Below are 13,119 nucleotides of genomic sequence, written 5' to 3' on the forward strand. Positions count from 1 at the left end.
ATGCCTTTCAAGAGTTCTGAGCCATTTCCCAGTATGTAGATTCCAGAGTTTAATGGTTCTGTCCGAACTCCCACTGACAAGAGTTCGCCCATCCGGGCTGATAGCAAGGCAGCGAACTATGCCGCCTGAATGCCCAACGAGTGTTTTGCTCAATTCCCCAGTGTGCAGATTCCAGAATTTGATGATTTTGTCCTGACTCGCACTAACAATGATGTGTCCATCCGGGCTGATGGCTATGCAATTAATCGACCTTGAATGCCCTTGAAGAGTTCTGATCAGTTCCCCGGTGTGCAGATTCCAGAGTTTGATGGTTCTGTTCTCAGTACTGACAATGATGTGCCCATCCGGGCTGATGGCTACGCACCCAGCTATACTTGAATGGTTCTCATTAAAATAAGGTAGCATCTCAAAAAGTCGCCAGGGATTATACTCTCGTAAGGTCTGTTTAACTCTTAGCTCTGCCCTTTTCCGCAGTATTCGATATGCAGCCTGCTCTACCTGCAAAGATTCATTCTGCAACGCCCCAATCACCAAGTCTAAGCCTGCTTCCCCATACTTCAGCGCCTCGGAGAGTGCAGCAATTCGTTGCTCTTCCACTCCACTCATCAAGCGACTCCTAACACCTTCCAGCCCTCCCAAAATCACACCGCCAAGTGGGGGTGGGGCTTGAGAGCCTTTTACGACATCATATTCTCTAGGCTGATTGGAATTGTCTGCCATTGCACCTTTACCTCTGCACTATTACCAGTGTTAGCGATCGCGCAAGCCAACAGAGCGCTGCTTTGAGCTTTTGCACACCTTCTACCAACCAAAATTCTACTCCTCCTACGGAAGGCACAGGCAGCAGCACTACGAAAGCTGGCGCGGACACCATGTACCCCTGCCCTAAATTCCCGTGTCTACCTATATCCCTGAAAGCCTAAAGACTCAAATTGAAGAGTGCGATCGCTCCTTTAGCAAATTAATCTTCTAACTGAGAGTGTCTGGACTCGATACTTCACCCATTTACTGCTTACGAAAATGCCATACAGTGAATTCACTTTATCCAGAGTTAAGAAACAATTTAATTTAACGACTTCTGAAGATATTGATATTTTTGCAGCAGTACCAGAGTTAGAATGTAGTCAATATTTAGCAGAAACTCTTCGCTATAATGTCCCCTTAGCTCTCGCTAGTAATAGTGAAAAAGCTCGGTCTGAAATGATTATCGCCCCAATCTTAATCGAGGTTAGAAAGCAATTACAATCTCAATTCAGTCTATTTTCAGGCATCGATTTTAATGTAGATTCAGAAAAAGGCTTGACTGGGTTTTGTGACTTCATCATTAGTAGTAGCTCGGAACGGCTTTTTGTTAGTGCGCCAGTGATGATGCTGGTAGAAGCCAAAAAGGAAGATATTATGGCTGGACTGGGGCAATGTGTAGCGGAAATGGTAGCGGCTCAGATATTTAATGAACGTGAGGGAAATAAGATTCCGGTAGTTTATGGGACTGTGACTTCAGGAACGAACTGGAAATTTTTAAAGCTAGAAGGGAAAGTAGTTGAGATTGATTTGATTGAGTATTACCTGACAGATGTGAATAAAATTCTAGGAATTTTAGCGAGTGGCGTTGGAAGAAGTTGATAGTTAGGTGTGTCTGTAGGGGAGCGATCGCAGATTCTATCGTGTCGAGAATCGAACATGACTGGTTTGGCGATCGGGTATCATCCAGCGAATTCCAAGGAAATATGCACAGTGATGAGATTCCCTGACTGTGCGATCGCTCTAGTACAGCGCGGCGAAAATAACCCACCAGTTCAAAAAGGTTAAAAAGCTTACTGTACAAGCTTTCTTACCTTCTGCCTTCTTGCACTAGAGTATAGAGCTGAGGCGCAATCCTTTTATCAAGCCTATTCAAAAGGTTTCGTTTCCAGTTGGCTCTTGGTAAGCAAGACCTCGCTTTTGATAGCGATAGGAGGCGACAACGGGATAAACAACACCGCGTAGCCGATTTATACAACCAACCGGACGATGGACCCAAAGACCATTCCAGGGAGAAAAGCGCAGGTTTTCACAGAAATCGTATTGTTTTTCAAAATTAATGATCTGATGCTTGACGGTGAGACGACCGACTGTGAAGAAGGGTGATTCGCTTTCCTTCCAGGTAATCGTGGCATCGTCAATAGACATCTTTGGGCTGGTTTGGAACTGAATCCCAAAGTCCCAACAGTATTGGGCATCCGGTTTTGCAAGAGCTTGAATTAGGTCATCCCGGTAGTAATTGTCGGGTTGATTAGGATCTAAGCCGAGTGCTTTGGCGCGATCGATAAAGGGAAGTTTAGGCATTCCTGGTCGAGACTGGAATGGAATTGGGTTGTGTGGAGGTTGGCTTGAAACTGGAGTAAACGCATATTTAATCACAGCAGGATATTCGACAGGAACTAGACCGGTCTTTGAGGGATCGAAATCTGGCTTGAGACCTAAAGCAGAGGCTGAACTGCTCCAATACCGTTGTGTTAGTAAACTTTTCGGAAACTGGCTTGTACCCTTGATGAGCGCTAAGAACTGCCTAGGATGTCGAAAGAGCCACTTCTTTGTTGCCTCGTCTGACTCAACGACGGCAGAAAAAAAGCCGTAGTAGTCTCTGATGGTTTTAACAAAGAAAAACTCCGAATTGTGAACAATAATGTCCTGGGTTTTCGACTCATAGCTTTGCTCAAGCCGTTCCCCTTCAACCCCCATCACTTTGACTGCCATTGAGCGGGTGTCTGACACGTAGTCATTTTCTACTTGGAAGCGCCCGTTGGCAAATCGCAGCCAAACAGGATATTGTTTGGGTAAGGAGAGCAAGCCTTGCTTAAGGGAAATGGCATTAAGTTCTGAAGAGGTCAAGGAAGTGCGTTTTTTCAATTCGCGTTTAATGGCTTCCTCATCAAAGTCAAAGATTTCGAGAATTCCTTTAATAGCAGCGTGGCCTTTGGTATGGGTATCTCGCAGCGCCCGCTCTTTGTCTTTATACAGATTATCCATGCGGGTCTTGACTTGCTCGACCACGAGATCATAGTATTTGCGTTCATCCTGTTCGGGATACTCTGTAAATAACTTCTGGCTCATATTTACCTTCTTTCGCTGCCGTACAGCTTGTTCATTAGACCTCTGGCTTTTTCTGCTACCAGATAGTCTTTGTCTTGCTCAATGCGTGAGGGCGCAGGTGTATTTGCGCCCTTAATTACCTTGAGTCTTAGTTGTAAGTTACAACTTAAAGATTGAAAGTGACTTTGTACTTGCGATCGCCTGGAGGAACATTGCGATTCACTAAATCAGAGACAGTTTTGGTATTCTGAATAATTTCCCAACCAACGGGAGAAAAAGTGTCCTTGTTGAATATTTTAGGTGATAACAAAGGATTAGTTAAGGCTTGGGAGAAAGCATCAATGCCAATTAACCGTGCCACTAGAGGCGGAATTGCTGAATTTTCTCGTACATCTTCGGCGTACAATCCGACAAAGAATTCAATATTATCAACATGACCATACAATTCTTTTAATTTCTGTTGAGCATATTCATCACCCGTAATTTGATTAAAATCAGTCACCCTTGGAAAACCACACATTTCGCGGTAATCATTGTAGCTGGCTAATTGCGCCTGTCGTCCTAGTTTAATACTGGCTAGTTCAGTAGCATCAATAAATGTGTAGGGTGTTCCTGAGATTGGGAAATCAGGCGTATTAAATAAACCAATTCTGGTGCCCGGTTGGGAACAAGTCTCTTCCATCAATGCACCCAATCCTTTATTAATTAACATCTGATTATTCCACAGGGAATCGTACATGGGTGTTTCTTTGCCATCATAAATCAATTTTTCCGGCAGTGCACTATGCCAGCGATAGACCAGACTAAATTCAAGAGCCATCCAATTTTCTCGATACCAGCTTTCTTTGGCAAAAGCTTCAGGATCGGCAAAGAATTTAAAGTTATAGGGCGTGATGTGGAAAATATACTCTTCCATAATGATATTTAGAACAATCACCATGAGAACATTTCTCGCGGTTTGGAAGAGCCTCTCATCGTCCCATTGCGGATAGTTTTTTGACAAAATATTACAAATTCGATTATGTTCCCTAATACATAAAGTGTTGAGCATGACATAGCCAATTTGGACGTTTGCCCGTTCAACTCCCATTGCAAAGAGCTTGGCTTTCTTTTCGGGGGGTTGTCTCTTTTCATCATTAAGGGGTGCATGAAGACCCTCAAATTGAGGATCGACAATACCATTCTCAGGGTCGGAATAATAAAAGAGTGGATATTCTTCTTCCACGCCATCTTGGCGCTTGAGTTTCTGGGTTTTAAATTTTCCATCTTTGAAAGCTCTGATAAGATTTGTCTGTTTTCGGGTCAACCCGTAAACATTACACATATCAATTTGATGATTGGAGCTATTTTTGAAGCGATTTTGCTGATCGATCCGCAGAAAAGTATCGGTAAACCACTGCACCCAATAGGGAAAAAGCAGAGTCGATTTTTGAGAATAAATCGTTTTTCCGTCTCTTTTTTGGAATAAAACCTTTAAATCTTCGATTTTTGGCAAATTCCCTTCTTTGTTAAATTCCGGGTCGGGAGGTAAATGTCGTCCAGTATAAGTCCGGTCTGTAAGTGAATCCCAAGAAATATAGGTATCAGTTTTCTTGGGAATGTTTGTCCCTGGAATGCAGGGATCTAGGGTCATTAAGCTATAGGGGAGGGGGCGAGTCGGAATTTTGTAAATGATACTATTAAGAAAAAATTTGTTGACTTTACGTTTCAGAGGCTCATAACTTTGAACTAAATCCCAAATTGGCTTGAAATTACTCAAAGCATAGGTTAAAGCTTTGTTGCTAAATCCATCTCTAGATGTATCTCTTGCCATGACTTCTGCTTTTCCTTTTGATTCTTGTAGATTAGCTCACTTACTTCGTATTCAATTCTGGACTCTTGATGAAGTTTCTCAGTTCTCTATATTTTGAATTAGTTTGGAGATCACTTTTTCTAGATTCTTAGGGCGATAGTCCTTGCGACTTTGCAAACGCTTGCGCGTGCTTTCATGAAACTCTTCAATGGTATCACCCACCTCGCGGAACTTGATTCCTGCCAATTTGAATAACCCAGGATCGTTCTTAAAATCGCACTCATAATTAGGATTGATACCTGTCGGAATAACACGACGTTTCATGTTCTACCTTCAAAGTTTTCAATGGATGAAGTGACGCAATACTACTAGTAGCAGCACTACTGGGAGCATGCGCTTCGTCTTAAAAAACCTCTAAAACCTCAAATTTTATTTTCTCTTCCGAGTTCTACGTTCCATTTTCAAGATAATTTTTCACCAGATTATATCCCTGATAGGGGATGCTAAAGAAGAGTACGTGCTTTTTAATAAATGCCAGAAACCTAAGCTAATTTTTCCTGAATTCTATCCCTTCAAGTTCAGATTTAATGGCTAAAAACTTGGGAGTTTTGTCAAAATTCGACTGAAGTCATAAGTAATAACTTCACAACTTTAAGCTTTTTGCTTGCACATGAATTTTGTTTTATATTCTACTGCCAAAGATATTAATATTCTTCAGCTATTTGGCTGATTTTTTTGGCGTAAATAATATTTTTTAAAGCAAAATAGCACAAACTAACACAAAGTAACATTAGTTAATACAGTAATTTCTTAAAAGCCTCACGTTTTTAACAAGTTAAGCTCGACTTGAATTCCTAGCCTCTTCAAGGGGTAAAGGTAGCGAAGACACTGCTGCAACGAAGTGCTCCGCGACGGCTACAAGCCTATGACAGCATCTAATGTGAGGTACTCTACTCCCACTACCACGAAGAAAGAGCTTGCCTATTCCAACTGAAGGCAAGGCAATTCCCACTAGAAGTAGCGATCGCCTCTAATACCAATTTGCCAATCACTAATACCAATTTCATAAAATAGCGCTACAAATTGACCCTCCTAGCCCCCCTTATCAAGGAGGGAACAAGAAAAGTATCTGTAGCAACGATTTAGGAAATCGGTATAACTGATGAGATAGTCTTTGCTGAAGAGTATCAAGACCGGACGCTCCACTTGTGGGAGCAAGACTCCGCACCATTTATCGCTAACCCAGGACTATTGCCCCTAGCTACTTTGACGCAAACCGACTTTCCTCAAGCGTTGCTGGCACAGGTGGCGGAACGAGCCGCTACAATTCATGACAGGGGACAGTGACAAAATATTGCTGGTTGTGCTGAGATTCTAGCCGGACTGCGGTTTAAAGGTGAGCGATTAATGATGATTGTTTTCAGAGTGATGGCGATCGCTTTCCGCTAGCACAGGCAATTCACAAAACTTCCCCATGTATGATTCTGATAACTCAGCTTTTCCATTGGGAGATGTAGCACCGTTGTTGGTATCGTAAACAAGTACGTTGGATGCCGATGTCACCTGAGGTTTGGTACGACGACCTAACCAGAAGGAACCGACTGCGATCGCAGCTCCTCCCGCGGTTCCCACCAACCACCAAGGCAACTGAGAGCCGCTCTTACTTGAATTAGTCGCTTGGGATGGTACGGGTGCAACGCTCTTCGCCTCTGGTTTCTTGCTACCCCCTCGCAAAGATTGAGCATACAGTTGAGGTGCACGCTGGGTAACTACCAAATCCCCCTCGAATAGACCCGTTTTCACCTCAACCATGTCCCCGGATGTTTGACCTAACGTGACTTCTACAGGTTGAAATGCATCACCATTTTGGACATAGAGCAATTTCTTGCCATTCGCATCAACCACTGCTGAACTGGGAATGGCTAAAATCGCTGTTGCCGTCCGCTCTGTTAGGACTTCTAGTTCGGCAAACATCCCCGGTTTGAGTTCTCCCCCAGCGTTGTCCAGTTCGGCTTTCACTGGCACCACCCGCGTTTCGCCTTCCACCACTGAGCCAATCACTGCAATTTGTCCACTGAAAGTACGGTTAGGCAAACTGGCAATTTTTGCGATCACTCTTGGCGCTACCCCTTGGGTAATCGCACGTTGCCCTTTTTGAACTTTATCTAAATCTTTTTCATAGATATTCGCGGTGGCATAAACCCGATTGTCATTCACAATGATCATCAGCTTACCACCTGCATCCTCGAAGGTTTGACCGAGGGTAACTTCGCGATCGCTAACTGTACCAGAAATAGGAGCTGTTACCGTCACCAATCCCTTCTCATTCGCACGAGTTCCCAGTTGAGAGAGGCGAGTCTGATAGGCCGTATCGCTTAGACGCAGCTGAGATTGAGCCGCCTCAACAGCCGCTTGGGCGCGTTTGAGTTGAGCTTCAGCGTCCAAAACTTCCCGGCGACTGCTGGCTTTAACGAGTTGAGCTTGACCTTCTCTTAGATGAGCTTCCGATTCCAGCATTTGTCGTCGTGGCAGTGCTCCCGCACTCGCCAACTCCCTGTCTCGGTCATACTTTTCTTGAGCGACCTTAACTTCAGTGTTAGCTTGTTGGATGTCTGCGGCTGCAATTTGACGTTGTTGCTCTAGATTTGCTCTAGCTAGATTTAAATCCGCTTGCGCTTTTTGCAAATCGGCTTGAGCCTGCACCCGTTTTTCCTGAGAGTTGACGCGCAGTTCCACTAAGTCGGGTGCGGCTAAGACAGCAACGGGTTGACCTGCTTTTACAGAAGCACCCGGTTCCACCAACAACTCAACAACTTTTCCTGGAATTGGTGCAGTCACCTCTACTTTTTTATTGGGCAGGGTTTCAATCTGACCGGTGGTTTTAATGCCAACAGCCAACTGCTGACGTTTGGCTGGCTCAACCTTAATTCCCAACCGTTTAGCTGTTTCGGCATCGACCTGAATAGCATCGGAAGGCTGTACCGCTTCGTTTCCGCCCTGAAACTCATGTCCTCCATGTCCGGCGTGGGCGAAAACAGCGCTAGGAGCAGATAGTAAGACAAGGCTCAAGATTGCTCCAGAAGCGTAATGGAGCGGCACAGGAAGTTGGGAACGGTTAGAGGGACGCATCATTAGAAATGTCCTTAAGTACCGAGGGAACTCCAGTAGCGGCGAAAGAATGGATTTGACCCAGGTATTTATTTTCTACACGCGGAGGTGGTTCGCCTGCGTACACCTCACCATTAATAGGGCAAGGAAATTACAGAATCGTTATTCTTTGGAAGAGAGAATATCTATCCGTTAGTCGCTTTCCGTACCCCTTTTAGGACGAGGTGTACTCAGTGCGCTTTTAGAAATTTCACGAAAAGTACCGAATTTGTAAGCTCTCTAATCAGTCTTCCTAGAGAAATGAAATCAGGATGAAATCACTTCCATCGATTACTGCTTATACCAAGCTTTTCGCCACTGCTTCATTTGGTCAATTTCTTCCTGTTGTGAACTCAGAATCTCTTGAGCCAATTTCTTCAGTTCGGGGCGCTTAGACTTACTCAGCACATCTTTAGCCATGACAAGCGCACCTTCATGGTGAGGAATCATGGCATTGAGGAAGCGCAAATCAAACTCGGCATCGGCTGCTCCTAAATCGCCCTTCATCATCATCGCCTGCATTTGTTCGGGAGACATCGCCATCATGTGACCCATTTGGGCGTGCCAAGCCATCGGTTTGCTGTCGGCTTTTGGATACCAAGCTTTTCGCCACTGTTTCATCTGGTTGATCTCGCGCTTCTGAGCGGCGATGATGTCCTGAGCCAGCTTTTTCATTTCGGGGCGCTGAGATTTGGCAAGCACCTCTTGAGCCATCTCAACAGCACCCTGATGGTGTGGAATCATCGCATCGAGAAACCGCAGCTCGTAGTCAGCATCAGCAGGGCCTAAATCCATAGACATACTATGATCCATGCCACTGCCATGATTCATGCTACCGCCATGCATCGTATCCTGCTTATCACCAGCCTGTTTCGTGGAGGTATTTTCGGTTTGAGCTTGGTTTTGGGCAGCAGTAGAACAGCCTGTGAGAACTCCACTTGTCGCCGAAGCGATCGCAAAAAACGTAAACGCCAAAAAGCTTGTTTTGACTGAAATGGGTTGCATCAACTTTAGAGCCATCTTGCTCCTTACTCAAAAACTTCATTATTTACTAGTCTTGACTCTCCAGTTGAATGGAGAGTCAACCCCAATATCTTGCATCTACTAGCGCATTTCTCGGTGCCAAAGCCGTCTTACTCTTAAGCTTGGCGCAACGAAATGAAATCCGGATGAAATGACCAAGAAAGGCAGAAGGCAGAAGGCAGGAGGCACCCTTCGTCCTCTGCCCACGACTGAAAAAAGTAAGGGTATGAAGCCTCTCCCCAATCAAAGATTGGGTGGCTTCCAATTGAGAGGGAGTAGGGGTTCCAATCCCCTTCCCATTGGTTCCCTTCTGCCATCTACCCTCCTACTTCTGCCTTCTTCCACTCTTCAGTTAAGTCAGTAGTTAGAAGCTTCAGGGCATCAAAGCCGTTCAGAATCCAAAGCACTATTCATCAATTTGCCAGACATCTCGACTTAGATTTTCATCAAGCCATTTCTTCGGACGTAGCACAAGGATAATGCGTCCTAATAGCTTGACCTCTGGGGCATCTTGAAACCACTCAATTTCTAGCTGTCCTGATTGGTCAACGACAAAGTAGCTGTCGCCGTCCCATTCCCTCTGTTCACGGTCAATAATTACCATGACCTCTTCGGATTTACCAGCTTGTTGATTGGGCAGTTGGCTAGTGTTACACAAAATCCCTACAGGGTCTTGTGCCTTCCAGATCACTTGCCAGCCTGGTATCGCGACGAGGGTTTGCGGCTCAGAAACCTGTGCCAGTTGGAAGGGACCTGAGCTTTGAAGGTCGGGGACTTTTTTCAGGTCATCTGATTTCAGCGGAAACTTTCCTGCGACTGGCAGCAGACGGGGCTGTTGCTCGTCGGCTTCGATACGGTAGAACGGTAATCGGGGAGCCGGACGCCTTTCGCCGCCCGCTAATTCGGTCAGTAATTTTTCAATTTGTTGCCGCGCCTCCTGGCTATGAGCAAACATTAAACCGCGTGCAATTAAACGCGATCGCTCTTGCAATTCCTTTTGTTGCCGAGCGACTTTCCAATACTCATAGGCAACTGCGTCACCGGGATGATTGGAAAAACCTTCCGGTAGAGTGCTTCTGCGGGAGAACTCTTTGACCGCTTTGGCAACTTCACGCGCTCCCTCCGAGTCCAGATTTCTGGCGACGATATATTCGGCAGCCGCAGCACGCTCATTTTGTGTTAAGATACGCAACTCATATAACGAATCGCTACCCGTCCGCTCAAAGCGCGATCGCACTGCATCGGATACCCCTGCATTAATCAAAGTTGTGTAGACCTGAGACGCCACGATTACTTGATTTTGTTGAATTGGCTCAAACCCCGTTTCTTCAAATATCTTCTGGGAACTGTAGCCTACTTTTTGTAGCTGCTGACACGCTTTCCCCCACTCAACCCAGTTACTGATCTTGCGTCGCAGCAATAGAATTAAATCCTCAGCATTGATGCTTTCGGCATCAGGTTGAGAGTGGTGTTCGGGAGTCCCTGGTGGTATTTCAGTCATGATCTAGGCAAAATTAACAGTACGTTTAAGTAAAAAGATGACATTAATTTATCTTGAACTGGATATTAATAATATTTACAGGAGAAGCGGGCAGGACAACCGAGGACTTACCTTAACCCCAAAATTTTCGTTCTTCAAAAGGTTTGTATTTCACGCCCATATAAACCTCGCTTCAACCTGCGATCGGCAGTTTGCTAGCCTAGATTCGCCATAGGGGGATTATCTTATTGTTATGGATGATGTTATTCCTAATTTTGCTCACATCAGACGTCAGTTAATGAGCTTAGAGCGACCCAAAAAACCTAAAATGCTAGTGGTAGACGATGAGCCAGATAATCTGGATCTACTCTACCGTACCTTCCGCCGTGATTTTGAGGTTCTTAGAGCCGACAGTGGAGTCAACGCTCTATCCGTGCTATCGACTTCAGGGGAAGTCGCCGTGATCATTTCTGACCAGCGGATGCCAGAAATGAAGGGAACGGAGTTTTTGAGCAAAACGGTTCCTCAGTTTCCAGACACCGTGAGGATCATCTTGACGGGTTTTACTGACGTTGAGGATTTGGTTGAAGCGATTAACTCCGGACAGGTCTTCAAATATATCACGAAGCCTTGGGACCCCCATGAGTTGAGATCGGTGGTGCAACGTGCTGCTGAATCCTATGAACTTCTCAAGCAGCGGACAGAGGAACTGCAACGCTCACAGGCACAAATGGCGCTACTAGTCGCGATTGTTCAGGCTGCTCAGGAGTCAGAGAGTTTAAATGCTTGTCTGGAACCTATCGCCAAAGCGTTTGGCGAAAACTTCTCGGCAGATGCCTGCATCTTGCAGCTAGTGGAAGATAATCAACTGGCAGCAGTCCGGGGAATTTACGCCAAATCTGACACCCTTGAAACGGCGCTGGAAAAAGACCCCCTTGCTCAGGCGGCGATCAGCGAGGCGACAGCTACATCTCAGGCCAATCAAGAGCTACAGCTTTGGGTAAATACTCCAGGGTCGAACCCGACCGCCGATGCGGAATATTACCAAAGCGCTGGTATCTATATGCATCTGCTTGTTCCCATTATCTACCGAGATGAACTCCTGGCGGTGCTATCGCTCCAGTGGCAGCAAAAAACAACGCATTTGCGAGAGGATGAGATCAAACTGATTCATCTGGCGGCGCAGCAGGTAGGGTTAGCGTTAACCAGTACCCGTTCTTATCGGAAAGCGCCGTAAAACCCCGATCATAAGAGGACGGGGATATAAGGCGGACTGACGTAGGTACAGAGGTGCGAATCGTTGGCTAGAAACCAAGCCAAATAAGGCTTAGGGGGATTAGCCGCAAGGATATAGAACCTTGACAACTGAATGACCATGTAGGTGAGAGTCAGTACCCTAGAACACTCAAATCCTACCCCGCAGGTGCAGCGGTTCGTAGAGTGACCCAGGATAATACTGGCAAGAAAACGGCAGGAGTGGATGGTATTAAATCCCTATCCCCAGTAGCACGTTTAAGGCTAGTAAAGGAACTAAAACTGGGTTCTAAGGTCAGCCCAACCAGGCGAGTATGGATTCCAAAAGCGGCGCTAATCAGCCGACTAAACCCGATTATTCGGGGGTGGGCAAACTACTACGCAACTGTTGTAAGCAAGAAGACTTACTCAGACCTCGATGACCTCACATACCAGAAGCTTAGAGCTTGGGCCAAACGCCGTCACCCTCTAAAGAATGGAGGATGGGTTGCTAAAAGATATTGGCACTCCATAGGCGGTGATAACTGGGTATTCGCAACCAGGAAGGAGGAAAAAACACCCCTTCGGTTACTCAATCATGCCGACACGCCAATCGTGCGTCATGTGAAAGTTAAAGGCGAATCGTTACCATACGACGCCAACCTAGTTTACTGGAGTTCAAGAATGGGAAAACACCCTGAAATCTCAACAAAAGAGGCAATTCTACTGAAGAGACAAAAGGGTAAGTGTAACCACTGCGGACTGTTCTTCAGAGATGGAGATATATGGGAAATCGACCATAACATCCCCCGCTCAAAAGGTGGTAAGGATGAATATAACAATCTCCAGCTCCTACACAAACACTGCCACGATGTAAAAACAACCGAAGATGGTTCGGTTGGGGGTAGTATTGACAGTTACCCAAGTCATCGAGGAGCCGGATGAGGTGAAAGTCTCACGTCCGGTTCTGTAGGCGAGGCAGGTAGGTGACTACCTGACCTTAGCCAGCGGAGTGTCAACTGTGGGTTAATCCAAAATCCAAAATCCAAAATCCAAAATCGAATGACCGATCGCCCTATGACGCCGCCTGCGTCAGAAATACGTGATTTATTTGACCGCATCGCCCCCGTTTACGACCAGTTGAACAATTGGTTAAGTGTGGGACAACACCGCATTTGGAAGCAGATGACGGTGAAATGGAGTAATCCCCAGCCAGGAGATACCTGTTTGGACGTATGCTGCGGCAGTGGTGATTTAACCCAACTCTTGGCGCGGCGGGTGGGAGCTACAGGTCAGGTTTATGGAGTAGATTTTTCATCTGCATTGTTAGCGATCGCTAATCAACGAGCTAAAAACCAGTATCCTCCTCTTG

General features: G+C 45.8%; 13 protein-coding genes. 6 read left to right on the forward strand and 7 right to left on the reverse strand.

Going from position 1 to position 13,119, the window contains the following annotated elements; genetic code table 11:
• On the reverse strand, positions 1–720 hold a 720-nt coding region (locus tag V6C93_RS01950), incomplete at its 3' end, for a WD40 repeat domain-containing protein (RefSeq protein WP_333474957.1).
• A 300-nt stretch (positions 721–1,020) separates the two neighbouring features.
• Here V6C93_RS01950 and V6C93_RS01955 point away from each other — a divergent pair.
• Together V6C93_RS01955 and V6C93_RS01960 are read left to right on the forward strand one after the other, a co-directional pair.
• Positions 1,021–1,623 carry a hypothetical protein gene (locus V6C93_RS01955; protein WP_333474958.1) on the forward strand — a complete coding sequence of 201 codons (603 nt, stop codon included), beginning with the start codon at positions 1,021–1,023 and terminating at the stop codon, positions 1,621–1,623.
• Between the two features lie 9 nt (positions 1,624–1,632).
• Positions 1,633–1,809, forward strand: coding sequence for a hypothetical protein (locus tag V6C93_RS01960; RefSeq protein WP_333474959.1), 177 nt, complete (start codon positions 1,633–1,635; stop codon positions 1,807–1,809).
• 84 nt (positions 1,810–1,893) lie between these two features.
• Here the strand turns inward: V6C93_RS01960 and V6C93_RS01965 are convergent, their stop codons facing one another.
• The 3 genes from V6C93_RS01965 to V6C93_RS01975 all read right to left on the reverse strand — a co-directional run bounded on the left by V6C93_RS01965 (position 1,894) and on the right by V6C93_RS01975 (position 5,188).
• Positions 1,894–3,093, reverse strand: a complete 1,200-nt coding sequence (locus V6C93_RS01965) for a catalase (protein WP_333474960.1) — start codon at positions 3,091–3,093, stop codon at positions 1,894–1,896.
• 145 nt (positions 3,094–3,238) lie between these two features.
• Complete coding sequence (locus V6C93_RS01970; RefSeq protein WP_349262592.1) at positions 3,239–4,885, reverse strand: peroxidase family protein; 1,647 nt, start codon at positions 4,883–4,885, stop codon at positions 3,239–3,241.
• Between the two features lie 78 nt (positions 4,886–4,963).
• Positions 4,964–5,188 carry a hypothetical protein gene (locus V6C93_RS01975; protein WP_333474962.1) on the reverse strand — a complete coding sequence of 75 codons (225 nt, stop codon included), beginning with the start codon at positions 5,186–5,188 and terminating at the stop codon, positions 4,964–4,966.
• 882 nt (positions 5,189–6,070) lie between these two features.
• On the opposite strand from V6C93_RS01975, the gene V6C93_RS01980 reads away from it, so the two are divergent.
• Positions 6,071–6,211, forward strand: a complete 141-nt coding sequence (locus tag V6C93_RS01980) for a hypothetical protein (protein ID WP_333474963.1) — start codon at positions 6,071–6,073, stop codon at positions 6,209–6,211.
• 57 nt (positions 6,212–6,268) lie between these two features.
• Here V6C93_RS01980 and V6C93_RS01985 read toward each other — a convergent pair whose 3' ends face one another.
• From V6C93_RS01985 to V6C93_RS01995, 3 genes are all read right to left on the reverse strand, one after another.
• On the reverse strand, positions 6,269–7,993 hold the full coding sequence (locus V6C93_RS01985) for an efflux RND transporter periplasmic adaptor subunit (RefSeq protein ID WP_349262593.1): 1,725 nt from the start codon (positions 7,991–7,993) through the stop codon (positions 6,269–6,271).
• Positions 7,994–8,302: 309 nt separating this feature from the next.
• Positions 8,303–9,016: a DUF305 domain-containing protein gene (locus V6C93_RS01990; RefSeq protein ID WP_349262594.1), complete on the reverse strand. Its 714-nt coding sequence runs from the start codon at positions 9,014–9,016 to the stop codon at positions 8,303–8,305.
• 424 nt (positions 9,017–9,440) lie between these two features.
• Positions 9,441–10,535 (reverse strand): RuBisCO accumulation factor 1, encoded by a 1,095-nt coding sequence (locus V6C93_RS01995; RefSeq protein WP_333474966.1) that lies wholly within the window; start codon positions 10,533–10,535, stop codon positions 9,441–9,443.
• Between the two features lie 232 nt (positions 10,536–10,767).
• Here V6C93_RS01995 and V6C93_RS02000 point away from each other — a divergent pair, with 232 nt between their 5' ends.
• The 3 genes from V6C93_RS02000 to V6C93_RS02010 form a co-directional block, all read left to right on the forward strand.
• Positions 10,768–11,751: a response regulator gene (locus tag V6C93_RS02000; protein WP_333474967.1), complete on the forward strand. Its 984-nt coding sequence runs from the start codon at positions 10,768–10,770 to the stop codon at positions 11,749–11,751.
• Between the two features lie 128 nt (positions 11,752–11,879).
• Positions 11,880–12,692 carry a group II intron maturase-specific domain-containing protein gene (locus V6C93_RS02005; protein WP_333474969.1) on the forward strand — a complete coding sequence of 271 codons (813 nt, stop codon included), beginning with the start codon at positions 11,880–11,882 and terminating at the stop codon, positions 12,690–12,692.
• Between the two features lie 117 nt (positions 12,693–12,809).
• Positions 12,810–13,119: class I SAM-dependent methyltransferase (locus V6C93_RS02010; protein WP_333474968.1), on the forward strand; the 310-nt coding region annotated here is incomplete at its 3' end.

The sequence above is a fragment of the Allocoleopsis sp. genome, assembly GCF_036703385.1.
GTDB lineage: Bacteria > Cyanobacteriota > Cyanobacteriia > Cyanobacteriales > Coleofasciculaceae > Allocoleopsis.

Coding starts and splice junctions, on each gene's coding strand:
- V6C93_RS01985 (WP_349262593.1), bottom strand. CDS start 7,993: ATGCGTCCCTCTAACCGTTCCCAACTTCCTGTGCCGCTCCATTACGCT.
- V6C93_RS01955 (WP_333474958.1), top strand. CDS start 1,021: ATGCCATACAGTGAATTCACTTTATCCAGAGTTAAGAAACAATTTAAT.
- V6C93_RS01975 (WP_333474962.1), bottom strand. CDS start 5,188: ATGAAACGTCGTGTTATTCCGACAGGTATCAATCCTAATTATGAGTGC.
- V6C93_RS01965 (WP_333474960.1), bottom strand. CDS start 3,093: ATGAGCCAGAAGTTATTTACAGAGTATCCCGAACAGGATGAACGCAAA.
- V6C93_RS01990 (WP_349262594.1), bottom strand. CDS start 9,016: ATGCAACCCATTTCAGTCAAAACAAGCTTTTTGGCGTTTACGTTTTTT.
- V6C93_RS01995 (WP_333474966.1), bottom strand. CDS start 10,535: ATGACTGAAATACCACCAGGGACTCCCGAACACCACTCTCAACCTGAT.
- V6C93_RS01970 (WP_349262592.1), bottom strand. CDS start 4,885: ATGGCAAGAGATACATCTAGAGATGGATTTAGCAACAAAGCTTTAACC.
- V6C93_RS02000 (WP_333474967.1), top strand. CDS start 10,768: ATGGATGATGTTATTCCTAATTTTGCTCACATCAGACGTCAGTTAATG.